The organism is Streptococcus sp. 9.1 (assembly GCF_016648815.1).
Lineage (GTDB): Bacteria > Bacillota > Bacilli > Lactobacillales > Streptococcaceae > Streptococcus > Streptococcus salivarius_E.
On sequence record NZ_JACLQS010000005.1, the window covers coordinates 12,693 to 39,299 of the forward strand.

The 26,607-nt window shown below is 40.1% G+C and carries 25 protein-coding genes and 1 pseudogene; 2 read left to right on the top strand and 24 right to left on the bottom strand.

All coding sequences use genetic code 11. The features are described from left to right. Window positions 1–81: 81 nt before the first annotated feature. From H7T93_RS05005 to H7T93_RS05025, 5 genes and pseudogenes are all read right to left on the bottom strand, one after another. A pseudogene (locus tag H7T93_RS05005) lies at window positions 82–522 on the bottom strand (glycosyltransferase); the annotation flags it as partial. 20 nt (window positions 523–542) lie between these two features. Further along, entirely contained in the window at window positions 543–1,982 is a 1,440-nt protein-coding gene (locus H7T93_RS05010) for a 6-phospho-beta-glucosidase (protein WP_049546025.1), read from the bottom strand. A gap of 211 nt (window positions 1,983–2,193) precedes the next feature. After that, a complete protein-coding gene (locus tag H7T93_RS05015; RefSeq protein WP_049546024.1) occupies window positions 2,194–2,745 on the bottom strand; it encodes a cysteine hydrolase family protein in 552 nt (183 codons plus the stop codon). A 64-nt stretch (window positions 2,746–2,809) separates the two neighbouring features. After that, window positions 2,810–3,595: a GTP-sensing pleiotropic transcriptional regulator CodY gene (codY, locus tag H7T93_RS05020; protein ID WP_002884784.1), complete on the bottom strand. Its 786-nt coding sequence runs from the start codon at window positions 3,593–3,595 to the stop codon at window positions 2,810–2,812. Window positions 3,596–3,862: 267 nt separating this feature from the next. Further along, window positions 3,863–5,077 (bottom strand): pyridoxal phosphate-dependent aminotransferase, encoded by a 1,215-nt coding sequence (locus H7T93_RS05025; RefSeq protein WP_195519952.1) that lies wholly within the window; start codon window positions 5,075–5,077, stop codon window positions 3,863–3,865. 359 nt (window positions 5,078–5,436) lie between these two features. Here H7T93_RS05025 and H7T93_RS05030 point away from each other — a divergent pair, with 359 nt between their 5' ends. Continuing rightward, window positions 5,437–5,889 (top strand): universal stress protein, encoded by a 453-nt coding sequence (locus H7T93_RS05030; RefSeq protein WP_002884397.1) that lies wholly within the window; start codon window positions 5,437–5,439, stop codon window positions 5,887–5,889. Window positions 5,890–5,967: 78 nt separating this feature from the next. Here H7T93_RS05030 and H7T93_RS05035 read toward each other — a convergent pair whose 3' ends face one another. The 4 genes from H7T93_RS05035 to H7T93_RS05050 all read right to left on the bottom strand — a co-directional run bounded on the left by H7T93_RS05035 (window position 5,968) and on the right by H7T93_RS05050 (window position 10,202). Beyond that, on the bottom strand, window positions 5,968–6,720 hold the full coding sequence (locus H7T93_RS05035; protein WP_014634961.1) for a hypothetical protein: 753 nt from the start codon (window positions 6,718–6,720) through the stop codon (window positions 5,968–5,970). A gap of 69 nt (window positions 6,721–6,789) precedes the next feature. After that, on the bottom strand, window positions 6,790–7,590 hold the full coding sequence (gene pflA / locus H7T93_RS05040; RefSeq protein ID WP_021143691.1) for a pyruvate formate-lyase-activating protein: 801 nt from the start codon (window positions 7,588–7,590) through the stop codon (window positions 6,790–6,792). Between the two features lie 186 nt (window positions 7,591–7,776). Beyond that, window positions 7,777–8,517, bottom strand: coding sequence for an LPXTG cell wall anchor domain-containing protein (locus H7T93_RS05045; protein ID WP_201041647.1), 741 nt, complete (start codon window positions 8,515–8,517; stop codon window positions 7,777–7,779). A gap of 353 nt (window positions 8,518–8,870) precedes the next feature. Further along, window positions 8,871–10,202 carry a hemolysin family protein gene (locus H7T93_RS05050; RefSeq protein ID WP_014632682.1) on the bottom strand — a complete coding sequence of 444 codons (1,332 nt, stop codon included), beginning with the start codon at window positions 10,200–10,202 and terminating at the stop codon, window positions 8,871–8,873. Window positions 10,203–10,311: 109 nt separating this feature from the next. Between H7T93_RS05050 and H7T93_RS05055 the strand changes: the two genes are divergently transcribed. Beyond that, window positions 10,312–11,094 (top strand): ABC transporter ATP-binding protein, encoded by a 783-nt coding sequence (locus H7T93_RS05055; protein WP_175057281.1) that lies wholly within the window; start codon window positions 10,312–10,314, stop codon window positions 11,092–11,094. Between the two features lie 183 nt (window positions 11,095–11,277). Here the strand turns inward: H7T93_RS05055 and H7T93_RS05060 are convergent, their stop codons facing one another. The 15 genes from H7T93_RS05060 to dinB form a co-directional block, all read right to left on the bottom strand. After that, window positions 11,278–13,344, bottom strand: a complete 2,067-nt coding sequence (locus H7T93_RS05060) for a cation:proton antiporter (protein ID WP_037602478.1) — start codon at window positions 13,342–13,344, stop codon at window positions 11,278–11,280. An 8-nt stretch (window positions 13,345–13,352) separates the two neighbouring features. Further along, window positions 13,353–13,595, bottom strand: coding sequence for a hypothetical protein (locus tag H7T93_RS05065; protein ID WP_002891697.1), 243 nt, complete (start codon window positions 13,593–13,595; stop codon window positions 13,353–13,355). Then, a complete protein-coding gene (locus H7T93_RS05070) occupies window positions 13,592–14,140 on the bottom strand; it encodes a tRNA (mnm(5)s(2)U34)-methyltransferase (protein WP_037602480.1) in 549 nt (182 codons plus the stop codon). The genes H7T93_RS05065 and H7T93_RS05070 overlap by 4 nt, the downstream gene beginning before the upstream one ends. Beyond that, entirely contained in the window at window positions 14,137–15,081 is a 945-nt protein-coding gene (locus H7T93_RS05075; RefSeq protein ID WP_037602483.1) for a TIGR01212 family radical SAM protein, read from the bottom strand. Before H7T93_RS05075 ends, H7T93_RS05070 begins: the two co-directional genes overlap by 4 nt. Window positions 15,082–15,166: 85 nt before the next feature. Continuing rightward, window positions 15,167–16,204 (bottom strand): SepM family pheromone-processing serine protease, encoded by a 1,038-nt coding sequence (locus tag H7T93_RS05080; protein ID WP_051677074.1) that lies wholly within the window; start codon window positions 16,202–16,204, stop codon window positions 15,167–15,169. A 16-nt stretch (window positions 16,205–16,220) separates the two neighbouring features. Further along, window positions 16,221–16,718: a pantetheine-phosphate adenylyltransferase gene (gene coaD, locus H7T93_RS05085; protein ID WP_195918162.1), complete on the bottom strand. Its 498-nt coding sequence runs from the start codon at window positions 16,716–16,718 to the stop codon at window positions 16,221–16,223. 32 nt (window positions 16,719–16,750) lie between these two features. Continuing rightward, window positions 16,751–17,347, bottom strand: a complete 597-nt coding sequence (gene rsmD, locus H7T93_RS05090) for a 16S rRNA (guanine(966)-N(2))-methyltransferase RsmD (protein ID WP_272128123.1) — start codon at window positions 17,345–17,347, stop codon at window positions 16,751–16,753. Between the two features lie 139 nt (window positions 17,348–17,486). Further along, the gene (locus H7T93_RS05095; RefSeq protein ID WP_201041648.1) at window positions 17,487–19,616 is read right to left on the bottom strand and encodes a hypothetical protein; all 2,130 of its coding nucleotides are present in this window, start codon (window positions 19,614–19,616) and stop codon (window positions 17,487–17,489) included. 356 nt (window positions 19,617–19,972) lie between these two features. Next, complete coding sequence (gene trxB / locus H7T93_RS05100) at window positions 19,973–20,926, bottom strand: thioredoxin-disulfide reductase (protein ID WP_255296714.1); 954 nt, start codon at window positions 20,924–20,926, stop codon at window positions 19,973–19,975. 32 nt (window positions 20,927–20,958) lie between these two features. Further along, window positions 20,959–21,183 carry a DUF4059 family protein gene (locus H7T93_RS05105; protein WP_002884393.1) on the bottom strand — a complete coding sequence of 75 codons (225 nt, stop codon included), beginning with the start codon at window positions 21,181–21,183 and terminating at the stop codon, window positions 20,959–20,961. A gap of 211 nt (window positions 21,184–21,394) precedes the next feature. Continuing rightward, window positions 21,395–22,138, bottom strand: coding sequence for an amino acid ABC transporter ATP-binding protein (locus H7T93_RS05110; protein ID WP_002891704.1), 744 nt, complete (start codon window positions 22,136–22,138; stop codon window positions 21,395–21,397). Beyond that, window positions 22,138–22,884, bottom strand: coding sequence for an amino acid ABC transporter permease (locus H7T93_RS05115; protein WP_095559509.1), 747 nt, complete (start codon window positions 22,882–22,884; stop codon window positions 22,138–22,140). Before H7T93_RS05115 ends, H7T93_RS05110 begins: the two co-directional genes overlap by 1 nt. 387 nt (window positions 22,885–23,271) lie before the next feature. After that, window positions 23,272–24,102: a transporter substrate-binding domain-containing protein gene (locus H7T93_RS05120; protein WP_175057759.1), complete on the bottom strand. Its 831-nt coding sequence runs from the start codon at window positions 24,100–24,102 to the stop codon at window positions 23,272–23,274. A gap of 216 nt (window positions 24,103–24,318) precedes the next feature. Beyond that, entirely contained in the window at window positions 24,319–25,209 is an 891-nt protein-coding gene (locus H7T93_RS05125; RefSeq protein WP_175057760.1) for a peptidase, read from the bottom strand. Window positions 25,210–25,330: 121 nt separating this feature from the next. Continuing rightward, complete coding sequence (gene dinB / locus H7T93_RS05130; RefSeq protein WP_175057761.1) at window positions 25,331–26,437, bottom strand: DNA polymerase IV; 1,107 nt, start codon at window positions 26,435–26,437, stop codon at window positions 25,331–25,333. Window positions 26,438–26,607 lie beyond the last annotated feature (170 nt).

Consider the following 26,607-nt stretch of genomic DNA (forward strand, 5'->3'; position numbering starts at 1 on the left):
CCTATTTTGCTTGGAGGATAAAAAAACTGTAGTAACTTTTTTGTCACTACAGTTTACAGAGATAGAGCTTTTTCAAAACACTTATCGTATGGCTATCAAGAGCTTTCTCCAAGCCTCTAGGATTTCTGGTTTCAAATACTGTTTTGCCAGGTCATATGAGACTTGGTGCATAGACTCAAGATCACTTTCTAAGGCAAATACAATTTTGTCTGCCATCTGAGAAACAAGTAGGTTCTCATCCATAGTTTCGCTATAAGGAACCAGAAAGCCGTTTTTACCATCTTTGATGAAAGTTGGATTGCCATAACGGGCGTCAAAACCAACCAAGGCTAGACCTGCTCCCACCGCTTCCATCAGAGTCAAGCCAAAGGTCTCCCACTGAGAGGCGGTGACATAAAGTTCATACTGTGGGTAGACATCACGCAAATCCGCATGACCCCGAAGTTGGATGAAGTCACCTGCCCCAAGAGCATCAATCAGATCTTGTAGATTCTCTTGCTCGCCACCTTTGCCATAGATGTCATTAGTCGAGAACTCACACCCTATTCTACAGAGGCACCGTTACTTGCGATAACTTCTTTGTACCAGTTAAATGATTTCTTCTTAGAGCGTTTAAGACTACCATTACCATCGTTATCTCGGTCCACATAGATGAAGCCATAACGTTTCTTCATTTCACCAGTTCCAGCAGAAACAAGGTCGATACAGCCCCAGGTTGTGTAGCCCCAAAGCTCTACACCATCTTCATTAATAGCATCACGCATAGCCTTGATGTGGGCTGCCAAGTAGTCGATACGATAATCGTCTTCAACATAGCCATTTTCATCTGGCGTATCCACAGCACCAAGCCCATTTTCAACGATAAACATCGGTTTTTGGTAACGATCCCAAATAGCATTGAGGGTAATACGAAGGCCTAGTGGGTCAATTTGCCAGCCCCACTCTGAAGCTTCCAAATAGGGATTTTTAATAGAGGCAAAGATATTTCCAGCAGTCTCTTCATTAACTTCTGGATCACCTGAAGCCACACGACTTGCATAGTAAGAGAAGGAAATAAAATCAACAGTATGCTCTTTAAGAAGGGCCAAATCTTCTTCCGTCATCTCAAGCTCAATGCCATCACGTTCCCACTGTTTCTTAGCATAATTTGGATACTCTCCACGAGCTTGAACATCAGTAAAGAAATAGCTACTACGGTCTTCTTGAATAGCTGCCCAGTAGTCACGTGGATGGGCTGTATTTGGATAATATTGACCTGCTGCCAACATACAACCGACCTTATTTTCAGGGTCAATCTCATGAGCCAATTTCGTCACCATAGCTGAGGCTACCAACTCATGGTGAGCAGCCTGATATTTAACCTGCTCCTCATTCTCACCCTCTTCAAAGCAGAGTCCTGCTCCCATAAATGGGGCATGAAGAATCATGTTGATTTCATTGAAAGTGAGCCAGTACTTAACCAAACCTTTAAAGCGTGTGAAAAGGGTACGGCAAAGATTTTCATAGAAGCCAAGCATCTTACGATTACGCCATCCTCCATACTCGGTAATCAAGTGCATTGGACAATCAAAGTGTGTGATCGTCACCAAAGGTTCAATGCCATGCTTGTGACATTCCTTGAAGAGGTCCTCGTAAAAGGCAAGCCCAGCTTCATTTGGCTCAGCCTCATCACCCTTAGGAAAAATACGTGACCAAGCAATAGAAAGACGATAAGTCTTAAAGCCCATTTCACCAAAGAGAGCAATATCTTCCTTGTAACGGTGGTACATATCGATACTTTCCTTGGCCGGATAAAAATAACCATCCTCAAAATCAAACATCTTGCGACGTCCAGTGATAATCGAAAGGCGATCCTCACCAATTGGCACCACATCAACATTGGCTAAACCACGCCCATCAGCATCATAGGCACCTTCACATTGGTTAGCTGCTGTCGCACCACCCCACAAAAATCCGTCAGGAAAAGTTAATTTTTTAGTCATTATTCTACCTCCTATATCTTTCGACTTAATATGGTAATAGTATACAATAGCCTGTAATCGTTTTCTTATAGTAAACTACGGAAAACTGATACTATCCTATGATTTTAGACAAAAAAATTGAGAGTAGGGCAGATTCCCACATTCGATAAGAGCTGACTCCCAAACCACTCCTCATTATTACAATTATCAAAAAAAGAGTAAGAACTAACTCTTACTCCACAATTGTTGCTCCAAGAACATTTTTAAAATGTCCAATAGCAAAGTCATGAGCTTCAGGCGTCAAGGAGGCTGTTGCACTCTCTACCACCTCGATATCATAGCCCAAATTATAAGCATCAATAGCCGTATGTAACACACAAATATCTGTTAAAACTCCCGTCAAAACAACTGTCGTCACACGACGCTCACGTAAACGAATATCTAAATCCGTTCCCGAAAAGGCTGAATAGTGTCGCTTGTCCATCCAAAAGACACGATGGTCGTCCTTGATGGTATCATATACACTAGCTAACTTACCATAAAGTTCTCGCCCAGATGTCCCTGCAATGTTGTGAGGTGGAAAGAGTTTAGTCTCAGGATGGAAGGTATCTCCTTCATCATGTCGATCCATGGCAACAAAAATATAATCCCCATTGTCATAGGCTTCTTGAGTTACCTGAGCAATACGATCTTCAATGGCTTGGGCAGGCTTACCAGCCGTCAACTTCCCATCATCTGCCACAAAATCATAAGAGTAATCAATTGATATCAATGCCTTTGTCATGCTACTTTCTCCTTTTAAAAAAGTGGGGCAGGTCCTCCTACCTCACTCTCTTTCAGTATTCTTCTTATTCGTATTCTTTCAATTTGTCGTAGATACCTTCGTTAAGGACTTTAAGATAAGTCCCTTTCATACCGAGTGAACGGCTCTCAATAATACCAGCTGATTCCAACTTACGAAGGGCATTAACGATAACTGAACGCGTAATTCCGATACGGTCAGCAATAACAGATGCTGTCAAGCGACCTTCCAAACCGTCCAACTCGTTCAAGATAGCTGAAACTGCCTTGATTTCTGAGTAAGACAAGGTATTAATAGCCATGTTAATAGCTGTTTGTTTACGAATCGTTTCTTCCAAGTTCTCTGTTTGAAGGTTTAACAACTGCAACCCAACTACCGTAGAGGCAATCTCAACCAAGATAAGATCTTCATCCACAAAATCATGGTCGTTACGCCAAATGATGAAAGAACCAAGACGCATACCACCACCATAGATAGGGGCAATTGTAGTCAAACCATCTGGGAAGTCATCTTTTGATTCCACAGGGAAAATGGTCAAGTCACTGTCAATACCAATGTTTTCTTGAGTGTCATAAACACGGCTGATTCCACGTGTGTATTCTTCTGGAAGTTGTTTAGCTTCAAAAAACTCTTCTACACGATCATTGTTGGTTTTGTACTTCATGGCAAAACCAAGGAGAGCACCACCACCATTAACGATAGCAGCGTTACAATCAATGATATCCGCCAATTGAGCAGCCATGTTGTTGTATGGAAGGTCTCCTTCCAAGCTGTCTACTGAGCGTTGCAAGATAGATGTAATTTTACGTGTTTTAGCCAGCAAATTTGCCATATTTATTGTCTTCACTTTCTATTGTAATCATAATAATATCAAGCCTTGTACTAATCTTCTGCGTCAAGACCTACTAGCCCTACTATTATAGCACACTTAACCCAGAAATTGCAAACAATTGTCTGAAAATTATTTATTATTTTACTATTCATTATATTATGTATATTATGGCATTTTTAGGAAAAACGTTCGGATTTTACTCAAATACATCCCCTTTTTAGAGACAATAAAAACTGGACAAGCCTTTTTGTCCAGTTTTTTAAGAAATTAACGCTTGTAATATGACAAGACTCGTTCGATTTTGTTACCGAGATCAGCCAACTCTTCAACACGAGGAAGGTAGACAATACGGAAGTGATCTGGTTCATTCCAGTTAAAGCCTTTACCTGGAACTAGGAGAACCTTCTCCTTCTTCAAGAGACGAAGACAGAATTCTTCATCATCTTCAATATCATACATGTTACGGTCAATCTTAGGGAAGATGTAAAGCCCTGCATCTGGCTTAACAGCTGATAGTCCTGGAATAGCGTTTACGGTATTCGTGATAAACTCACGTTGTTCATAGATACGACCACCAGGAATCAAGAGTTCATCCACGGATTGGTAGCCACCAAGTGAAGTCTGAATAACGTGCTGAGAGAGCACGTTGGCACAGAGACGCATGTTGGCCAACATATTAAGCCCTTCAATATAGCCTTTGACATTCTTTTTAGGTCCAGAGAGAACCATCCAACCTACACGGAAACCACAGATACGGTGAGACTTAGAAAGACCATTCATAGACACACAGAAAACATCTGGTGCAAGGCTCGCAATCGCAGTATGCTTTTTACCATCCATAACCAAGCGGTCATAAATCTCATCCGCAAAGATAATCAAATCATTTTGTCGAGCAATATCCACAATCTGTTCAAGGACATCCTTAGGATAGAGTGAACCTGTAGGATTATTAGGATTGATGACTACAATTGCCTTAGTATTTGACGTAATTTTTGATTTGATATCATCAATATCTGGATACCAGTTAGATTTTTCATCACAAACATAGTGTACGGCATTACCGCCTGCTAGACTGACACAAGCTGTCCAAAGAGGATAGTCTGGCATTGGGACCAAGACCTCATCTCCATCATCAAGCAAGGCCTGCACAGACATGGAAATCATTTCTGAGACACCATTACCAATATAAATATCATCAATATCTACATTTGGGAATCCCTTTAGCTGGCAATACTGCATAATCGCCTTACGAGCTGAGAAAATCCCCTTACTATCCGAATACCCTTCACTGTTACGAACATTCATAATTAAATCACGAATGACTTCATCCGGTGCTGTAAAGCCAAATTCCGCAGGATTTCCTGTATTAAGACGAAGAATCTTTTCACCATTGGCAATCATACGGTTGGCTTCATCCAAAACTGGTCCACGAATATCATAGGCAACGTGATCCAACTTTGATGATTTATCAAATGTTTTCATAAGTTAATCCTTTCAAAAGATACTAAAAGTAGATACATCTAGCAGAAAATAAGAAAATTCAACACCTGATGGGGATTTCCACTTTTATTGACACCAACTTTAGGCTTGGCCATTTGGTATCATTTCTGAAGACTTGTCTTCCTCTTTTTTAATTATCATGTTTCTTACGAAGCTAATAACAGATTGTATTATACCTCTTTTTCAAGCAATCTTCAATTTTTAGATAATACTGAAATCTTCACATTACTAAGAGCGTCCTAAAGTAAGCAGTCAAAAAAAGATTTCAGAAAATCTATAACAACGCTTTCATTTTTTAGATTAAAGGAGTATAATAAAGCTAAAGATAGGAGGTAGAGCTTATGTCTCAACAATATGAACGTATTATGGTAGCTGTCGACGGTTCTTACGAATCAGAACTGGCCTTTATTAAAGGTGTGCACGTTGCAAAACGTAATAATGCTCAGTTACTATTGGTACACGTTATCGATACACGCGCCCTTCAAAGCGTTGCGACTTTCGACTCTTACATCTATGAAAAACTAGAAGACGAAGCTAAAGCTGTTTTGGCTGACTTTGAACGCCAAGCCAGAGAAGCTGGTTTAACCAAGATTCGCAAAGTTATTGAGTTCGGTAATCCTAAGAGCCTCTTGGCTGTTGATATCCCTGATAAGGAAAATGTTGACCTTATTATGGTTGGTGCCACAGGTCTCAATACTTTTGAACGCTTGCTTATTGGTTCATCTTCTGAATACATTCTCCGTCACGCAAAAGTTGACTTGCTCATTGTTCGTGACTCTGAAAAAACACTTTAGTCACCTCTCACAAGCACCTCTGGTGCTTTTCTCATATGAAAAAGAACCGAGATCTTAATCTCAGTTCTTTTTTCTGTTCTATTTTTCTGACTTTGCTGATTCAGACATTACTTCTGACTCTGAAGTTGACTGGCTTTCTTCGGCCAAGTCTTCACTAGCAGATTGACTTGAGGCACCTGCTTGCTCCAAAGCAAGGCTAGTTGAAAGGCTCTCACGTTCTGCTTCCTGACTAAGGCTAGCTTCAACAATCATGAGTTCCTTTTGACGTTCTGTTTCACGAAGATATTCACGTTCTTCAAGTTCTTCCTGACGACGTCTTTCCTGCTCACGTCTTTGGGCTTTTTGACGCTCACGCTTAGCATGACGTTTTTGCGTTTCATCAATCAAGACCTTAGTGTTGTCTTTAATATGCATCCACTTAATAAGACGAACCAAGAGTCTCCATAGGAAGACAATAATTGACTCTGCAAAGAGAAGAATCTCAACCAGAATAACTCCCAACAAGCTCCAAGCCATGAAGAGTGTAATCAATAACTGTGTGAAAATCTTCTTCAAGTCACCCAAATGATTATTGTGAATATTAAGGGTCTCAAGGAAAAGATCTAAAATCCCCTGCAAGAGGTGTGATTTAACAGATTTGTCTCCCTCTAGGCTCAAGTCCGTTTGGACTTCTGCCGGAGTAACAACTGTCAAGTCCCCATCCTGATAGACATCTATACGGTCTCCTAATTTTATATCAAAATCAAAAAGCGTGCGATCTATTTTCTTAAGTCGCCCGTCAGGATGACTGAGATAAACAAAGTCATCATCAAATTTTAAAATACGAAACATAATTTACCTACTCTTTATTGCTCCCTAAATAATAGCAAAGTTAAAAAGCTCTTGTCAAGAGCTTCTTTTTCAATCCAAGGTTTTAACACCGATACGATTTTTATACTCTTGATACGTTTCAGTGTGCATGAGAGCTTTGGCATTTTTAACCCGATCTGCCGTTGGTGGTTTGACCCCTTCCAAAGGATATGGAATACCGAGCTCACGCCATTTGAACTCACCCATTGTATGATAGGGAAGAATTTCAAATTTATCGACATTTTTCAAGGTTTTTACAAACTCACCAAGCTTAACCAAGTGTTCGTCAAAGTCTGTCAAACCAGGTACCAAAACATGGCGAATCCAGACTGGAACTTGTTTATCAGACAGATATTGAGCAAATTCCAAAATATTTTTATTAGGTTGACGGGTCACAAACTTGTGTTGTTCAGGATCAATCTCTTTGATGTCAAGTAGGACCAAGTCAGTAACAGCCAAAAGTTTGTCAACAACTTCATGATACTCAGGAGTATTGCGGTAAGCAAACCCACAAGTATCAAGCGTACAATGAATCCCTAGCTTCTTAGCCTCTGTAAAGAGGGCAGTGACAAAATCAATCTGAAGCATGGCCTCACCACCTGATACAGTGATACCACCATGCTCACCCCAGAAATGACGGAAACGAAGAGCCTCATCTAAGACATCTTCAACTGTACGTTCAACAGCCTTATTTGACTCCATAGCCCAAGTATCTGGGTTATGACAATATTGGCAACGCATCTTACAGCCTTGCATGAAAACAATAAAACGGATACCAGGACCATCTACGGATCCAAAACTTTCGGTTGAATGAACAAGTCCAGTCACCTGACTGTAATCAATTTCTGCCATGGCAGCCTCCTTGAAAACGCTTTTTACATGTTTTTATTATACCTCTTTTATCAGAAACATGCTCCATATCTGCCTGAATTCAGGCAAAGGTTATACTATAATACATCTGAAATTAAGGAATATCTATACTATACCAGAAGAAAAACAAAAAAACTGGAAAAATCCAGTCTTTTATCATCTATATTACTAGGCACGTTTCTTAAGCCCCAAAAAGGCTGCAGCAGCAAGGAAGAATGTTCCTACCATTGTCAAGATTACTGTTGATGCTTCACCAGTCTTAGGAAGTGTAACTTCCTTACCTTTAGCATCTTTACCAGTCAATGTACCGTCAGCGTTCACTTTGAATCCTACTGTTTCAGGAGCAACAACACTTGTTGTACCATCAGTGTTAGCGATAACAATTTGGCTATTTTGTGTAGACACAATTGTTTGGCCAGCTGCAGTGATAACTGGAGCTGTCGGTGTTACAGTAACAACAGGTTGTCCATTAACATTCACTGCTGGAGTTTCAGGGTTTTGAGGTGCTTCGCTTGTCCCTTTATCAGTTGCTGAAGCTGGGTCTTCCGGCTTATCGGCTGGTTTCTCAGTTGGTTTATCAGCTGGTTTTGTAGATGAATCAGCTGTTGGAGCCGGTGTCGCAGGTGTTTCTGGAGTTGCTGGTGTTGTTGGTTCAGCTGGTACTTCAGGAACTGTAGGTGTTGGTGTTGTTGGCGTTGCCGCACCTGTGTTTGAATCATTGCTACGAGCCAAGTCTCCATCACTTGGGGCTGTTGAAGGACCAGTTACTGCACGATCTGTCGTTGGTTGTGTAAGAACAGCATCATTTGTCGCAATACCATCGTCCGCAAAAGAAGTTACTGGTACAAAAGCTCCTAGGGTAAGGGTGAGTAAAAGCAAGCCACTATATATAGATTTTTTAGAAGCCATTAAGATTCTCCTTTTTTCATTTATCAGTTAATTTATATTCTACCATAAAAAAGTAATAAAAGACTGTTTTAATTAAAATCTTATTTATTTTTATTCTAAATCTATCAATACACTAAAATATGTTAGAACATCTCCAAAATTATAGTTCTTTTTCTGACAAAGTCTGGCAGTTTTGATAGGTGAAAGAGGCTTTATGACGTACTTTATAGGCATTTTCTAATCTTATTATTTTGATAAGCTGATATTCCAAGATAGATAAGAAAAAGCACTTTCACTCATAATGAGAGAAAGTGCCTAATTAGTAAATAGTCGCTTTTAAGTTCCAATATTTTCTAATAAAAACATGTAGAAAACTATTCTTCTGCCTCTTCTGGAGCTGCCGTGATGATTACCTTAAGTTTGGTTACACGACCATCCTTAACCTTATCATTGATAAATTCGAGGTGTTTGTCCTTGTTGATAACTGAATAGTGTTCCTTGACTTCTTGAGTTGGAATGGCTCCCACACCTGTCAAATAATAACCTGCAATAGTATCAACATCATCACTCTCAAGTTCTGTATCAAAATGTTCATTGAAGTCGTTAAGAGTCATAGCTCCCTCGACAATATAGGTATTCTCACCAATTTCACGAACTTCCACACTAGATTTATCTGTTTCGTCGTCAATCTCACCAACGATTTCTTCCAAAAGGTCCTCGAAGGTAACAAGACCAGCAACGCCACCGTATTCATCAAGCAAGATAGCCATCTGATTATTGGTGTTACGAAAGGCTGCCAAGAGATCATCTACGAAGATAGTCTCAGGAACAAAGAGTGGTTCATTCATGATTCGACGAAGTTTGATATTTTCGAAACCAAGTTCGAAACCTGCTTTAAGAAGGTTTTTGGTATGAATGACACCGATGATCTTATCCTTGTCATCTTCGTAAACAGGAATACGAGAGAAACTTTCCTTGAGAATAGCTTGGATATTTTCTTGAGTATTGTCTTCAATATCAATCATGAAGGCATCTGTACGAGGGACCATAACCTCACGCGCCATCAATTCATCAAGAGAGAATACCCCTTGGAGCATTTCAATTTCTTCAGCCTCAAGTGTATCCTCACTCTTGGTCAACATGTACTCAATCTCATCACGTGTCATCTGCTCATCTGCATCATCAAAGGTCATAGGTGTCAAACGAGACAAAAGATTGGTTGAGGCCGAAAGAATCCAAACAAAGGGACTGACAATCTTACCTGTAACAATAATGACAGGTGCCGAGTAGATGGCTAGATTTTCCTTGAGATTCATAGCGATACGTTTTGGATAAAGTTCCCCAAAAACGATAGAGATATAGGTCAAGACAACCAAAGAAATCATGCTACCTGCTGTCTTAGCCCAGGCTGCATGACCAAACCAAGTCGCTATCACTGCACCTAGCGAAGCGGAGAGACTAGCCCCTTGTAAGAGACTGATAAAGGTAATACCAACTTGAATGGTTGATAAGAAGTTATTTGGATTTTCAAGAACCTTGAGCAGGCGAATAAATTTCTTGTCGCCTTCTTCAGCCTTTTGTTCCACACGTGAACGGTTTAGTGATACTAAAGCCATCTCTGATGCTGAGAAAAAGGCCGTAAGCAAGGTTAAAATTAGTAATAAAATAGATTGAAATAATAAGGACTGACCACTGGAGTCTTCCATTTTTTCTTCTCCTCTAAAAAAATTCTGACTTCCATTATATCACAATTTCCCAATATAGGTTCCTATTTTATGCTATAATTAGAGTAATTTATCATCGAAGGAGAGACTTATGTCACTTATACGCTTAGAAAATGTCAGCTTGGCTCGACAAGGAAAAACACTCTTGTCTGACCTTAACTGGACAGTTGAAAAAGGACAAACCTGGGCTATCCTGGGACTTAACGGTGCTGGAAAATCAACCCTTCTACGTTTGTTGACAGCTGAATTCTTCCCTTCTGAGGGAAAGGCTGAGATACTAGGCTACACCTTTGGGAATGGAGACATCACAGGTCTTCGTCAACATATCGGTATCGTCAGCTCCTTCATCACTGAGCGTTTGCCTAAGCATATGACTGCTGAAAAAATCGTCCTTACTGGTAAATACAAGAGCTCAATCCTCTACAAGGCATATGGGGATAAGGAGTTGCAAGAAGCCAAGGACATGCTGACCTCACTTGGTGCTGGAGATTTGATAGGTCGTAAATACCATGGCCTGTCTCAAGGAGAAAAACAAATTTGTTTGATTGCTCGCAGTCTCATGGAAGATCCTGACATCATTATCCTTGACGAAGCGACTGTTGGCTTGGACCTATTTGCCCGCGAAAAACTCTTACGTCAGATTGACCGTATCACCTCGCTTCCACATGCTCCATTGGTTCTTTACGTCACCCACCACGCTGAAGAGATTACTGAAAAAATGGACCACATTCTCCTACTCCGTCAGGGAAGAATCGTGGCACAAGGACCAAAAAACGATATTATCACACCGGAAGTTCTAGCTGACTTCTACCAAAATCCTGTTCAAATTATCCCAATTGACAACCATCGTTTTTACATTAACCCTCTTCTATAAAAATCGCTCAAAGAAACAAGTCCCCCAGATAATGTCTAGGGGACTTGTTCTTTTATCACTACTCCTCTTTTATTTTCGATACGCCATACAAAATTAAGGCTGGAACGACAAGCTGTTCTATAAAAATATATGAACAAGAAGCCAAAATTTTTCTTGGCTTCTTTTTGTGATAACATTCATTGCTTAAGCTCGACCTCGAGCCAGATTAATCATATCATAGGTTAACGTGTTGCTAGTTTCTTTGAGAGAGTAATCCTCCAAAGTATTGACTTCCTTACGAAGCTGCTTGGCATAACGGCTAGAAATAAGTTCAGCCTGCTCGTACTCGTTGATAACCTTACGTTCCAAATAGTAGCCACGCAACATTTCATCAATATTGTCTGGATGAAGATGGGTGATAACCCGCTCAACAAAGGCACCTGATTGAATAATCTCAGCCTCTTGAAGGCGACTGCGTTTCAGATAAGACAAGAGATCTGAATGATAAACACCTTCCAGATTACTCAGGGCTTCCAAAATCTGCTCAGTATTTGTCAAATAGAGCTCAGTCATATGGTCGCGGTTTTCTTCCGTCAACCTAGGACCTCTTCTCGTTTCATCCTGATCAATATGAAACTTGAAAGTAAGAGCTAAGTGTAACAATCTACGAAGGCCACGCACAAAGACAGCTAGGGCGTAAGAAAGGCTAGAGACAAAACCACGGTTGATACGACGTTCCAAGCCCTTGATATAACGTTGGTAGAGATTGTATTCGAGTTCTGAAATCTTACCCTTCTTGTAGGCATATTCCAGACCCTCACTCTCAATTTCCATAATCATTACTCGGATATTGGCCAACTCTTCTTTGACATCATTTGATTCCTGCTCCAAGATTAAATCTTCCAAGCGTTGATTGTAGTTGTCAATAGTAGCATAGACAGCCCCTTGATTGGTAGACTGTTTTAGATCTTTTTCCAACTCATCGACCACATCATTGAGAATGGCAATCTGCATATAATGGTTGGTCGTGTGCGCTGGTCCAGTCGCTAGCTTAGGTAGGACTAAAATCCCTGTTAAGAAGCTCAGCAAGGTCACACCCGCTACCGTAAAAAGCAAAAGACTATGTTCCAGAGCAGTCATATTGGCAACTGGAAGCAAAAGGATGGTTGCAATGGAAACCGTTCCTTTAACACCTGAAAAGGTTAACAGAGTAGCACCCTTCCAGATTTTTTTTAGTGATCGTTTGGCCCTCCAAGCTCTTTGAGCAAATACTGCACTAATCATAACAAAACGAATACCAAACATGGTCGCTGTTAGAAGGATGATAGCAAGAAGCATCCAGAGATTATCGTAAGTACTGCTACGCAGTACTGGGGCTGCTAGGGTTGGAAGTTCTGTTCCCAAGAGGAAAAAGACCATGCCATTAAGCATGAAGGTAATGGTTCCCCAAATCGTATGAGAAACACTATCCAACTTAGCATCAAAAACGGTGATTTTTTTGAAACGACTGGCAAGCGAAATCCCTGCTACGACAACAGCAATAATTCCAGAAGCATGAATTTCCTCGGCTACAAAGTAAGAGGAAATCGGTAGTACCAACTCTAGTAAGAGAGCACCTGTGACATCAGCAGCATCCATATTGTCCAAAATGGTTAAAAAGAGACGATTAAATAAGGCTGTAATCAAGCCAACTAAAAAACCACCAAGCACAGAAATAACCAAATTCCAGCTCGCCCCAAGGAGAGAGAAGGTACCTGTGGTCAATGCAGTCACCGCCACCTGAAAGGCGACCAAGCCAGAGGCGTCGTTCAGAAGACCTTCCCCCTGCAAAATGTAGCTAATCCACTTTGGAAAACTGAAACGTTTAGAAATAGCTGAATAGGCCACCAAATCCGTTGGCCCAAGAGCCGCCCCAATAGCTAGGCAGGCAGACAAAGGCACTGAGGCAGGCAAGACAGCCTTAGCAAGATAACCGATTCCCAGTGTAGACACGAAGATGACTGGAAAAATCAAAAATAGAATGAGCTTCCAGTTACGTAAAATACTGGTAATATCACTTTCTTCACCCTCACGAAACAGCAAGGGAGCAATAATGAAAGCTAGAAAAAGTTCCGTTTCAAGCTCGAAAGCACGTCCCTTAAAAAGAAAACCGATACCCACTCCAAAAATAATTTGAATCAAGGGTAAGGGAAGACGTGGAAAGATACGATTGATAACGTTCGATAAAATCAAGCTAAAAAGAAGAACAAGCAAAGCTAACGATAGATGCATAGCTCCTCCTACCCTTCCTTATGACAACAGTTTGAGAATAGTTCTTTTTGCTTACTAATTTTTTTATCAATGGCAGTGACATCTTCCTTGGCTAAAAGTTTATGGCAACGTTCGACCTCAAGACTAGCTAACTTTTTCTTGATCTTAGCCGTTTTACGATTATCAACCTTTTTCAAAGTACCCTCGGCACTCTGCTTATCAATATATTTGGCCTGCATATCTGCAAGTTTTTCTTTAATATCTGTAATCATTGTAATTTCTCCAACATCACCAAAAATGGTGGGGTATTAATTTGATTAAGGGGTTGGTAAAGCATAGCTGTGAAAACACGCTGGTCCAAACCGATAACGTACTCAAGCACAGCATCCTTCTCCATATCACCACCATCATGACCGTAGTAAATCATAATAGCCAAGCGCCCACCAACCTCTAGACGGTCAAGAATTTTCTCAACGGCCTCAAGAGTCGTATGGGGCTTAGTGATGACACTTTTGTCTGCAGATGGCAGGTAGCCCAGATTGAAAATAGCTGCTCGAATAGGTTCCGTGACATAACGGTCCAGATTTTCGTGACCATCTAAAATGAGTTCCGCATTTTCAATTCCCAGGTCTGACAAGCGTTGACTGGTCTTTTCAAGCGCCTGCTCCTGCACGTCAAAGGCATAGACCTTCTTGGCAAGGCCAGCCAGAAAGGCTGTATCATTGCCGTTTCCCATGGTCGCATCGATAGCTATACTCTCATCATCCAGCACTTCTGCTAGAAAGTCATGAGATAAATGAATGGGTCGTTTAATCATGCTTTTTCCTCCTTCTCGCTAGCTACTTTGCACCCTTGCCATGAGTCACGACGTTCCATCTCTTTGTCGATGGCATTAAGGACTTCCCACTTGTTGAGACTCCACATAGGACCAATCAACATATCTCGCGGCGCATCACCAGTAATACGATGAATGACGATATCCTTAGGGATGATTTCCAACTGGTCACAGATGATTGACACATACTCTTCCTGACTCAGCAATTTAAGACGCCCCTCGTGGTAATCTCTTTGCATACGCGTATTGGTCATCAGGTGGAGGAGGTGGAGTTTGATGCCCTGAATGTCATTGTCCGTCACACAACGGCGAACATTTTCCACCATCATCTCGTGGGTTTCCCCTGGCAATCCATTAATCAGGTGCGATACAATTTCAGCCTTTGGTGCACGCTCACGCACACGCTTCACGGTCTCTACGTAGAGTTCATAGCTGTGTGCTCGGTTAATGAGTTCTGACGTTTCTTCATAAGTCGTCTGCAAACCAAGTTCAACAGTCACATGCATACGTTCTGTGAGTTCTGCCAGATAATCAATCACATCATCTGGCAAACAGTCTGGGCGAGTACCGATATTGATGCCAACAACACCAGGCTCATTGATAGCCTGTTCGTAGCGTTCCTTGATAACCTCAAGCGGAGCGTGGGTATTAGTAAAATTTTGAAAATAAACCAGATATTTCTGAACTTCTGACCACTTGCGGTGCATAAAGTCAATCTCATGGTAAAACTGCTCACGAATCGGCGCCTCAGGAGCTACAATGGCGTCCCCAGACCCCGATACCGTACAAAAGGTACAGCCACCGTGGGCCACTGTGCCATCACGGTTGGGACAATCAAAGCCCGCATCTATAGGAAGTTTGAAAATCTTTTCGCCAAAAATTTCACGATAGTAATCATTGACTGTTCTGTAACGTTTTTTCATAAAGACTATTATAACACTTTGACCTTAAAAAGAGAGTAAGACTAGGACAAAAATCATGGATTTCTGCCTGTCCTACTCTCTCTTCTTACTTAGTCTTTTTCAAATAATCAATGGCTTCTTGAGCTGTTTTAACAGGGACGATTTTCATCTTGGTCCCCAGTTTCTTGGCAGCTTCCTTGGCCTCTTGATAGTTAGTCTTAGCATCCGGATCAGCCTTTTTCATTTCCTTAGTTACTGGATTATTTGGCACGAAGAAAATATCTGCGCCACTATCAGCCGCTGATTTCACCTTGAGGTAGGCCCCGCCGATATCACCGACAGCCCCATCCTTTTCAATAGTGCCTGTTCCAGCAATTTTACGGCCAGCCTTGAGGTCTTGACCAGACACCTGATCGTAAATAGCCAAAGTAAACATAAGCCCCGCACTTGGTCCACCAACACCATCAAGTTTAAACTTCACGTTTTCAGGACTCTTGACCTCAGTATGATCCGTCAAACCAATACCGATACCATTTTTACCATTAGCAATCTTAATGATCTTACCAGTGGCAGTCTTTTCTTTGTCCTCTGTCGTATAAGTGACCTTGACTTTTGAACCCAACTTAAGTCCTTGGACGTATTTAATCAAGTCAGTAGAATTATCAAAGGTCTTGCCATTGACAGCTGTCACCGTATCCGCAATATTAAGGACACCCTTGAAACTAGAATCATCAGCCACCTGAAGCACATAAACACCCATATACTCCAAGCTAGCCTCCTTACCAGCCTGAGTCAAGCCCTGATAAATCGCCTGGTTTTGGGAAGTCTCCATGTAGAATTGATTGATACGCATGAAATCTTCATCAGAGTAATTTCCAGTTGCCTCTTCAGCCGTTTGAAGCTTTGCAAAATCATTAAGCTGAGCATAGAGCATGAGGGCCAAAGTTGCCTTGGTTTGAGCCACCGCCACAAAATTGTAGGATCCTTTTGAATCATCAGCTTTCTTATCTACAGTCAAGACTTCCTTAGTATCAAAAGCACCACCCGGAAGCTCAACATAATAATTATTTAGCGGGAAAAAGAGGGAAAAGAGGAGGAAAAGTACCGTAATAATACTTAATAACCACCACTTAATCCGCCACATTTTCCCTAATAGCGATTTAGATTTTGTCTTGTTTGCCACGCTTGGCCTCCACTTCCTTAACAACTGCTTGAGGAACATAAGAACTAATGTCCCCCTCAAAATAAATCAACTCACGCACTCGACTCGAGGACACTGGTGTCACCTCATGACTAGCAATCAAATAAACCGTTTCAAGCTCAGGCGCCAGCCCCTTATTGAAATAATCCATATTAGCCTCATAGTCAAAATCTGTCGCATTACGAAGGCCTCTAACCAGATAAGTCACCCCAAGATCTCTGGCGACATCTACAGCCAGACTATCGTGAGCCGTTATAACCTTGACATTGGGAAAATCTGCCACAACCTCTTCCAAGATACGCTTGCGAGTCTCAATGTCCCAGAAGCCCTGCTTATTTTTATTATAAAATAGTCCAATATAGAGCTCATCAAAGAGCTTGCTGGCTCTGGCAATAATATCCATATGCCCATTGGTAATTGGATCAAAAGACCCCGTAAACATAGCAATCTTTGTCATAGCATTCCTTTCTACAACTTCCCTATCAAAGGCTAACGCACGTAAACGGTCACCTTACTGATACCATAGGTTTTCTGCTTCCAAATCCCAAAGTTTGAAATTTCTTCAGGCAAGTCCACAGCCTTATCCGTCTCGCAAACCAACATAACTTCTTCAGCCAAGAGCCCTTGCTCCTCTAACTGAGTAATATTAGCCACAATCTGCTCTTTGGCATAAGGCGGATCTAAAAGCACCAAGTCAAATTGACCTGTCAATTGTGTCAATGCACGCGCTGCATCCATCTTCAAAAGTTGAAACTGCTTCTCACTCTTGGTCATCTTGATATTTTCCTGAATAACAGCCTGTGCCCGACGATCCTTTTCCACGAGGACAGCAGACGACATACCACGACTGATAGCCTCAATAGCCAGGCTACCGCTCCCAGAAAAAAGATCCAAAACACGCCCTCCATCAAAGAAAGGACCAATCATATTGAAAATAGCACCCTTGACCTTGTCCGTTGTTGGACGAGTCGTTTTGCCTTCTAACGTTTTAAGCGGACGCCCGCCAAAATCACCTGCTACAACACGCAAGTTGGTCACCTCGTTTTTACTGATTTTTAGTAAGACTTTTCTATTATAACAAAAAATTACACATAGATGTTGCCACAAAGAAATCTAGTCATGCTAAATACCTACAAGACCACACAAAAAACTCGAGAACCTCCCGAGTTTCCATTTATTTTACTTATCACCAAGTGCAGTCACGTAGTTGTAAGAACCACACATGCTACAATCCTTCTAGATAACTAACCCATCCTTGGTATCGCTCTCCAACTGTCTCATCATAGTGATATTGATTGAGAAGAATTCCCTTTTTATCAGGTATAAATTCGTTTTTTTCTGCATTAACTATAAGTATATCTCTAAGTCTATTTTTTGCCCAATCATACCCTTTGTTAACCTTGAAAAAATCCATTATATAGTATTTAGCAAGCTTTCCACCTATCGTTTCAGACATTGAGAGATTCATAACAATAAACAATAAATGTTCTATCTTTATATTTATGCTATCAGGTTTAAATAAGTCTTTCTCATCTGGATAGATACACCTAGATGATGTATTTAAGCTGACTCTATATAATTGTTCTTCAAATTTTCCTTGATCACTATTTTCAAATTCTATTACTGAATTTTTATTTGAAGGCAACAAAGGAACATGATTATATTTACTATAATCAAAGCTATTACCATTATTAATTAAAGCTATATCAATATCTTTAAAATAAAGTAAAAATTCCTTTACCAAATACATAGATATACTTTCATTGATTGGGTATTTTGGGGAAATTATGTTATACAAAACCCTTGATTCTAGTAGTTTTTCAAAATCTTGAGAAATATTTTTAGGTAAACTAGTTAAAATATTTTCCAAAGACTTGATATCTAATAGATTTTGTGAAAACTCTTGATAAAATAACATTGTGGGTTTTATCCATTCATCAGGTAGACCATTCTTGCTTATCAATAATTTAGATACTTCTCTATAATAAATTTCTTGCCAGTCCTTTTTATATTTGGAACGACCTATTATATTGTGAAAATTCCCAATAGTAATATTAGTAAAAACGTCTCTCCCTGTTGCAGATTTTAACCCAGATCTTGATTCATATTTTTCAGAAAAATAATGTTTTTCCAAATAATTGTCTGAAAACCATTCTTGTAACAGTCTTTTCATCAGGAGGGTAACAGGGGTTTTTTGCATCAGAATACTAATCTCATCATCATTAAATGAGCCATTATCACTAATTGCATCATTTGGCAAGGCTAAATCCATATGGAAATTCACTAAAGCATTGTGGAAAGTGATTCTGTCATCCCCAATTTTTTTAGATTTAATATTACTTCCAGACACATAATAAAACTTGGAGTTCTCAAATCCATAGTATTGGATTAAATTCTTTATAAGTTTGTATACATCATCAAATTTAGAAGGATTTTCAATACTATTTAACTTTAATACTAATTTATAAGCTATCAACTCTCCGTCAGTAATCTGAATATCTAAATTTAGCTCCTCAATCAAACGACTAAGCGAATAAGAAATAATATGTGTAACATTGGATTCATTACTTAATTCACTCAATTCCTTTACAAAAGGTCGGTACTGTAAGAAAGAGTCTTTCCCTTTGTTCTCAAGGCTCATCTTTGTTTTCCAGATTTCAGCAAGACTAGTCGATACATTTGTTAAGTCTGTCTGACTCAACTGCGTTAGATTTTCTTTAACAATATTTTGAAACTTGTCTGTATTAAAATCAATTTTGATTTCTCTAGGACTAAACTTAGGAATGATAATTTTCTTATATAAAGGCTCTATTTCTTTCTTTGAGGAGATAACAATAACACGGCAACCGATTATTTGTTCGATATAATCGATAACTCCTAAAGCTTCATTATAGCTCTCAAATTCACTCAATTTTAAATTATTCGACTTCTCAGCCGATTTTATAATAGTATTTGATACCCTCTCGAAATCATCAAAAACAAGAATCCATTCTTCTGAATAATTTCTAAGAATGTATATCCCTTGAGAACTATAAAACCATTGAATCAGATTTCCAATTACCGGTAAATTAACAAGAATTGAAATCTTTGTTTCTTGAATAATTCTATTATTTATTTCTTGAATAATATCTTTACGTGAATTTAGTCCAAACAAAGATACATATAAATATTTTTTCCCAATTTTATCTAACATTGAAGTAACAAACTTTGTTTTTCCTGTTCCCCAACTACCTGTTATCCATATATTTCTGACACCACCGTTATTGATAAGCGACTCAAACTCCTTATACTCGTCCCCTTCGAAATTTTCTCTATCAATTCGCTTTTTTTTATTACTTTTATTTTTTGCATACATCCCTCAAAATAAAAAATGCTAAACCAATAAAACAGATGAAAAAACAACGATAAATTGTCTTGATGACTTCTATTGGGATTGTATGCCCAAAGAAGAGAATACCTACTGTACTATTAATACTAATTACAATCTTTCGTCCCACTTCAGTAAATGAAATAATAACTAACGCTAGCATGAAATACCAAATTCTTCTGAACTTCAACGTTTCTCCTACTTTCTTTTTCTACATACGTCTCCCATTCTACCATAACTATAACTCAGTTTTTACTTAACTTATAATATAAAATAACCTCAAACTTATTTTCACCATCAAACAAACACAAAAAACTCGAGAACCTCCCGAGTTTCCATTTATTTTACTTATCACCAAGTGCAGTCACATAGTTGTAGGCTTCGATACCAGCTGTGGCACCATCCCCTACGGCTGTTGTAATTTGGCGAAGGTCTTTCTGGCGGACATCCCCAATGGCAAAGATACCAGGAATACGTGTTGCCATCTTATCATCTGTAATTACCCAACCATCTTGGTCAGTGATGTCGAGACCTGTCAAGTAATCTGAAACTGGATCAAGTCCCACATAAACAAAGACACCACCAAATTCGTGGTTAGTCACCTCACCAGTTTTGACATTCTTGATATCAACACTGCGAACCTTGATATCATCACCCTTGATTTCTTCAACGACTGAATCCCAGATAAACTTGACCTTTTCATTGGCGAAAGCACGGTCTTGAAGAACCTTTTGGGCACGCAATTCATCACGACGGTGAACAATGGTCACGCTATTGGCAAAGCGTGTCAAATAAATTCCTTCTTCAACGGCAGAGTCTCCACCACCAACAACCAAGAGGTCTTGATTACGGAAGAAGGCACCATCACACACCGCACAGTAAGAGACACCACGGCTGTTGTACTCTTCTTCACCAGCAACACCAATATGACGGTGTTTGGCACCAGTCGCAATGATAACTGTCTTGGTTTGGTACTCCTCATCACCAGTTTTGACAACTTTATAGTCACCCTTGTCTTCGATACCAGACACAATACCATAAAGATTTTCAACGCCCAATTTTTCCAAGGGTTCAAACATCTTCATTGACAATTCTGGACCAGAGATACTTTCAAAACCAGGGTAATTTTCAATATCAGATGTGTTATTCATCTGTCCACCAGGAGCACCTTGCTCCAAAGTTGCCACTTTAAGGTTGGCACGAGCTGCATAAAGTGCTGCAGTCATCCCCGCAGGACCAGCTCCAATAACAATTGTATCGTACATGAGTAACTCCTTATATGATTTTCTTGTAGAGATATCTTACACCTAATGTGCCAACAAAGCTAGAATTATGCATTCAGCACGATAAGAATCGCCATAAAAGCAAATGCCAAAACTGGAATCGAAACCATCGACATCATAATAGCATCATAGAGGGCACCTTGACGCTCCTTAACAGTTTTGTCTGCACGACGTAACGCACGCCATCCAAGCCAAATGGCACCAATCACCAAGCACACAAAGAAAGCAATCACAAGGCCTAAGAGATAAAATTTAAAAATATTTAATAACATAAATCATCCTAAAGTGAGAAATAGAAAAGGCTGAGATAACATTCTCCAACCTCTAAATTCGACTAGTAATAACTGCACGATGCAGCCTCTGATTGGACTATAGTCGCCTTTGAAATATTCAAAAGTTCCTAATCATCCTTGTGGGATTTTGACTATGGACTAAACTGTAGTCCTATCCCACTACCTTTTCTATTGTAACAAAAATCCCATCTTAAAGATATTGTTTTGAATAAGAAGCGAAAAATTCTTTTGTTCGCTCTTCTTTTGGATGGTTAAAGATTTCATCAGGTGTTCCTTGTTCAAGGATATGACCTTTTTCAAGAAAGAGCACCTTGTCAGCCACTTGATAAACAAAGTTCATGTCGTGACTAACCAAAATCATGGTCTGACCTGACTTAGCCGCATCAGCGATTGATTTTTCAACCTCACCGACCAACTCAGGGTCAAGGGCAGATGTTGGTTCGTCAAGCAAGAGCACATCAGGCTTCATTGCAAGGGCACGAGCCAAGGCCACACGTTGCTTTTGACCACCCGACAAGTGACGTGGGTAGTGATTTTCACGATTAGAAAGCCCAACCTTAGCGAGCTCTTCTTTAGCAATCTTGGTAGCTTCGTCGTCAGAAAGTTTCTTAACAATCTTAAGACCTTCCTTAACATTATCCAAGGCTGTACGACGTTCAAAGAGGTTGAACTGTTGGAACACCATGGACAACTTACGACGAAGAGTAAGGATTTGCTCTTTGGTAATTGTTTCGAAATCTACCTTGAAATCATCAATGGTAATAGTACCAGAATCAGGTTGTTCCAAATAGTTTAAGCTACGAAGGATTGTTGACTTACCTGCACCAGAGGCACCAACAAGAGCTACAACTTCACCCTTTTCAATGTCAATATCAATGCCATCGAGAACCTTTTGTCCTGAAAATTCTTTGGTCAAATTTTTGATACTAATCATTAGCGGTCACCTCCAATGCCAGAAATGTCAGTCGCTTCAGGAGCCTTAATGGCCATATGATTTTCAACCGAACGACCAATGTACTCAATTAAGATTGAGATTGCCCAGTATACGAGGGCAACTGAGATATAACGTTCAAAGTAACGGTAGTCGGCACCACCCAAGATTTGAGCCTGTGCATACATTTCGACGATACCTGCACTAAAGGCAAGTGATGTTCCCTTAGTCAAACCAATCAAACTGTTAATCAAACTTGGTGTCGCTATAACTGCCGCATTTGGAATGATGACACGACGGTAAACTTGTGCTGATGTCATCCCAAGAGAACGGGCAGCTTCGATTTCCCCAGCATCAACGGCCTGAATCGCTGCACGGATGGTCTCACTCATGTAAGCTGCTTCATTAAAGGCAAAGGCTGTAATAGCGAAGATAGCTGGTGGAATCTCATTAATGTTCCAATCTAAGCCGAACTCACCATTCAAGTAACGAAGGAAGAGTGGAATACCATAGTAAGTCAACATGAGTTGTACAAGGATTGGTGTCCCACGCAAGAAGCTCACAAAAACGGCTTGAATTGGATAAAGGATACGTACTCGATTGATTTTAACAACCGCAAAGACAAGGGCCAAAATCAAACCGAAGAAGGCACCTGCAATAGTCAAGCCCAAAGTTAAAGGCAAGCGTTCCACAATCTTAGGAACAGCATCGAAGACAGCCTTCCATGAGAAGAGCTTACCAGCTGGCATCCAAGATGAAATCCATTTGAAGACAACCGTAACCAGTTGCAAAACATAGCCCCAAAGGATTTCCACTAGCCATGATAAGGGAATGGCTAAAGCAACAGCTACTGCCAAACCAACCAAGCCAAGGATAACTTGGAGATACCAAGGTGACCGATTAAATGCTTCTATACTCTTTTTCACAATGTCGCCCTTTCTTTCTAAAAAAGTCGGTTAGCCTAGTGCTAACCGTTCAAATATCTTATCATAAATTTTATAATATTCATTTTAGCACGACTCAGAAAGTCTGTGAAATAGTCTTTTCTTATCAAAGTGATAAGGAAATCATATCACTGATAATTCAGCTTTATTAACGTCAAAAAGCTGAGACAGCAGTCTCAACTTTTAACAGTCTTATTTCAAATCACTGACGTAATCGCCACCGAAGTATTCCTTGCTGAGTTTGGCAAGGGTTCCATCCTTCTTGAGCTCTTTGATACGTTTATTGACAAAAGTCTTGAGTTCCTTACCTTGCTTATCATTTGAGAAAAGAAGATATTCAAGACCATCAGTCTTCATACCAATATCGTCTTTAATCTTGTTTACAGCCAACTTATAACCTTGATCTTTGACAATGTACTCAGAGGAAATGGCATCATAAAGGATAAAGTCAATTTTTCCTTCTTGAATGTGTTGAACACGTGTTGAAAGACCAGTTGAGCTAGAAGCGTAGTTGATTGTAATTGGTGTCTTGTCCGCATTGGCATGGTTCCAATTTTCAAGCAATTGAGCATAGTTAGAGCCAGGAAGTACTTCTGTCGTCTTACCAGACAAATCGTCTAGGCTGGTATACTTGGTCCCCTCAGCACTGGTGATGGCATAGTTAGAACGTGAAATCGGATCTGAGAAACCATATTTCTGCTCACGTTCTTCATTATAGTTGAAATCATTAGCCGCAATCTGATAACGTCCAGAATCCACCCCTGTCAAGATGGAATCAAAAGGCGTCGTCACAAACTTCACCTCATACTTGTCAGAGTCCTTGAAAATAGCCTTGACCAAATCAATATCATACCCCTTGAAGTCGTCACCTTTTTTGAAAGTGAAAGGCGCCGTATCAGAGTCTGTCGCAACAGTAATCGTCTGCTTTTCACCAGATGCCTTACCGTCACTCTTATTTCCACAAGCAGCCAAAGTCAAAACTGACAAGCCAAGAATCCCTAAACCTGCAAGCCATTTTTTCATATCTATATTCCTCGATACTTTCATTAATAGTTAGTGATAACAGTTTACCATCTTCATCCCAACTCGTCTAATAATAAAATCCTAAGTGGTGATAGATAAAGGTTATAGGGGGTGAGAGGAAGAATAACAAGATAGAAAAAAGCTGCCACTCATGTGACAACTCTTTTCATCCAAAACAGCTTTCCGTACATGTTTAACATCAAATCCAATAAAACACTACTTATCCTTATCTGATGACTTACTGCTTGAGTCGCTACTATCTTCAGGTTGATAGTCTGACAAATTCTTATGGATACGTTCGGCGTAAACGGCTCTGCTTCCTGATTCGTCATGGTCGACCAAGGCTTCGGCAAGCTCTTTATAATCTTCTACAGAAATAGTCCAGTTTCCACCATCATCTTTGGTAAGCTTGAAGGTCTTTTCCAGATTATCAGCACCTGTCAAAGGTGTATAGGACATTTCTTTATCAATGTCCTTAAATTGCGTCAAATCACCGTTAAAGTTTTCACCATAAAGGAACTTCGTTGTGAGATCTTTGGCCTTACCCTTTTCCACATCGTTGTTATCAGCTTGATTCCATTGTTTCAACTTGTCAATGTCGTTGTCATAGAGACTCATAAGGAGAGTACGAACAGCAGCTGCAGCTCCATAGGCACTAACAGAACGCGAAGTAAAGGTAACTGTCGCATCATTTCCCTTAACTTTGACATCCTTCAGCTTATAGTCCTGAATCTTACCAATCATATTACGACGGACCTTAAGAAACTTAGAAAGTACTTGAGTTGGTGTCTTGGCATCATAACCTTCAATGTATTTAAACGTATACTTTTCTTCCGGTGTATACCCCTTCTCTTCAATAGTGTCTGCAACCTGTTTTTCAAAGACATTCGTTTCAGTCCATGTTTCGTAATTTTCTCCGTAGAGTTTTGAAAAACCGTTACTTGATTTTCCAAGCATGGTGTCAATCAAAATCGTCGCATCAGCTTTAGCACGTTCTGTCGGAGTTGGTGTCGCCTTTTTCTTCTCAGCTGGTTTATTGGAAGCACAGGCTACAAGAACCAAACAAGCTGCCAGAATCAGTCCTAAATAGGTAAGAACTTTTTTCATTAAGATTATTCCCTCATTTCTATTGGTTACTATTTAAGATAGCATAGGTCTGATGATTCTTCAAGGTCACTTTTCAGAGTATGAAGCAAAACTCTACCTATTATATTGTTTTGTTTCTAAATCATGACTCCAAATCATCCAAATCTAACTGCCTACCCTCTTGGTCCTCTAAACCTGTCAGGGTAACACCTAAGAGACGAACACCACTGCTATTTTCCTCCAGCTGGTCGAAAATGGTGTGAGCAATCCTTTCGATGGTGTCGAAATCCTGGGTCGATTTGTCCAAGGTCATACGCTTGGTTAAGGTTGAGAAATCCGAATAACGGACCTTGATGACAATAATTCGACCGACTTTTTTAGTTTTCTGAGCACTTTCAGCTACTCGTCTAGCATTCTTAGTCAACTCAGCCTTGATGTCATCTTCATTATAAAGAAGCTTGCCGTAGGTTCGCTCACTTCCGATAGATTTACGGACACGATTGGGCCTAACAGGACTATTGGAAATCCCCCTAGCCTTTCGAAAGAGATCAAATCCAAAACGTCCAAAACGATCAATCAGAGCCATCTCAGGAACCTTCAGAAGATCGGCACCGGTGTAGATATCCATGTCATGAAGACGTTCAACTGACTTTTTACCTACCCCATGAAACTTTTCAATAGGGAGCTTTTCCAAAAATTCCTGAGCCTCCTCTGGAAGTACCACCGTCAAACCAGCAGGCTTTTGAAAATCAGAGGCTAGTTTGGCGATAAATTTATTATAGGAAACGCCTGCTGAACAAGTCAGGTGAAGTTCCTGCCAGATATCATACTGGATAAGCTTGGCTACCTTAACCGCCGATTTGACACCAAGCTTATTTATCGTCACATCAAGATAGGCTTCATCGATAGACATAGGCTCAACCAAGTCAGTATAGCGTTTAAAAATCTCACGAATTTGCATCCCTACCTCTCGGTAATGGCTATAATTTCCTGAGATAAAGACAGCATTAGGACAACGTTCATAGGCTTCCTTAGAAGACATGGCTGAATGGACACCATATTTTCTAGCCTCATAATTACAAGTTGATACCACACCACGTCCCCCAGTTTTTCTAGGATCATGACCGATAATAACCGGCTTGTCCTTAAGACTGGGGTCATCCCTCATCTCGACCTGAGCAAAAAAGGCGTCCATGTCAATATGGATGATTTTTCGACTGGTATCATTTATTAGAGGAAACTCTAACATGGCTCCCTGCCTCCTTTCTCAGATTTATTTCATTGTAAAGCTTTTCACATAAAACTTTGGGCCTACAAAGCATTCTCCCCTTATGATACCAAAATCTATCAAAAAACAGAAATTTATAATACAGATTTATCGTTTTCAAAACTGTATTATAAAAGAATGTCTCTAAAAAC

What these genes read in the sequence shown, in the direction of transcription:
- H7T93_RS05010 (WP_049546025.1), bottom strand. Translation starts at nt 1,982, where the DNA reads ATGACTAAAAAATTAACTTTTCCTGACGGATTTTTGTGGGGTGGTGCG.
- H7T93_RS05015 (WP_049546024.1), bottom strand. Translation starts at nt 2,745, where the DNA reads ATGACAAAGGCATTGATATCAATTGATTACTCTTATGATTTTGTGGCA.
- codY (WP_002884784.1), bottom strand. Translation starts at nt 3,595, where the DNA reads ATGGCAAATTTGCTGGCTAAAACACGTAAAATTACATCTATCTTGCAA.
- H7T93_RS05025 (WP_195519952.1), bottom strand. Translation starts at nt 5,077, where the DNA reads ATGAAAACATTTGATAAATCATCAAAGTTGGATCACGTTGCCTATGAT.
- H7T93_RS05030 (WP_002884397.1), top strand. Translation starts at nt 5,437, where the DNA reads ATGTCTCAACAATATGAACGTATTATGGTAGCTGTCGACGGTTCTTAC.
- H7T93_RS05035 (WP_014634961.1), bottom strand. Translation starts at nt 6,720, where the DNA reads ATGTTTCGTATTTTAAAATTTGATGATGACTTTGTTTATCTCAGTCAT.
- pflA (WP_021143691.1), bottom strand. Translation starts at nt 7,590, where the DNA reads ATGGCAGAAATTGATTACAGTCAGGTGACTGGACTTGTTCATTCAACC.
- H7T93_RS05045 (WP_201041647.1), bottom strand. Translation starts at nt 8,517, where the DNA reads ATGGCTTCTAAAAAATCTATATATAGTGGCTTGCTTTTACTCACCCTT.
- H7T93_RS05050 (WP_014632682.1), bottom strand. Translation starts at nt 10,202, where the DNA reads ATGGAAGACTCCAGTGGTCAGTCCTTATTATTTCAATCTATTTTATTA.
- H7T93_RS05055 (WP_175057281.1), top strand. Translation starts at nt 10,312, where the DNA reads ATGTCACTTATACGCTTAGAAAATGTCAGCTTGGCTCGACAAGGAAAA.
- H7T93_RS05060 (WP_037602478.1), bottom strand. Translation starts at nt 13,344, where the DNA reads ATGCATCTATCGTTAGCTTTGCTTGTTCTTCTTTTTAGCTTGATTTTA.
- H7T93_RS05065 (WP_002891697.1), bottom strand. Translation starts at nt 13,595, where the DNA reads ATGATTACAGATATTAAAGAAAAACTTGCAGATATGCAGGCCAAATAT.
- H7T93_RS05070 (WP_037602480.1), bottom strand. Translation starts at nt 14,140, where the DNA reads ATGATTAAACGACCCATTCATTTATCTCATGACTTTCTAGCAGAAGTG.
- H7T93_RS05075 (WP_037602483.1), bottom strand. Translation starts at nt 15,081, where the DNA reads ATGAAAAAACGTTACAGAACAGTCAATGATTACTATCGTGAAATTTTT.
- H7T93_RS05080 (WP_051677074.1), bottom strand. Translation starts at nt 16,204, where the DNA reads ATGTGGCGGATTAAGTGGTGGTTATTAAGTATTATTACGGTACTTTTC.
- coaD (WP_195918162.1), bottom strand. Translation starts at nt 16,718, where the DNA reads ATGACAAAGATTGCTATGTTTACGGGGTCTTTTGATCCAATTACCAAT.
- H7T93_RS05095 (WP_201041648.1), bottom strand. Translation starts at nt 19,616, where the DNA reads ATGTATGCAAAAAATAAAAGTAATAAAAAAAAGCGAATTGATAGAGAA.
- H7T93_RS05105 (WP_002884393.1), bottom strand. Translation starts at nt 21,183, where the DNA reads ATGTTATTAAATATTTTTAAATTTTATCTCTTAGGCCTTGTGATTGCT.
- H7T93_RS05110 (WP_002891704.1), bottom strand. Translation starts at nt 22,138, where the DNA reads ATGATTAGTATCAAAAATTTGACCAAAGAATTTTCAGGACAAAAGGTT.
- H7T93_RS05115 (WP_095559509.1), bottom strand. Translation starts at nt 22,884, where the DNA reads ATGCCAGCTGGTAAGCTCTTCTCATGGAAGGCTGTCTTCGATGCTGTT.
- H7T93_RS05120 (WP_175057759.1), bottom strand. Translation starts at nt 24,102, where the DNA reads ATGAAAAAATGGCTTGCAGGTTTAGGGATTCTTGGCTTGTCAGTTTTG.
- H7T93_RS05125 (WP_175057760.1), bottom strand. Translation starts at nt 25,209, where the DNA reads ATGAAAAAAGTTCTTACCTATTTAGGACTGATTCTGGCAGCTTGTTTG.
- dinB (WP_175057761.1), bottom strand. Translation starts at nt 26,437, where the DNA reads ATGTTAGAGTTTCCTCTAATAAATGATACCAGTCGAAAAATCATCCAT.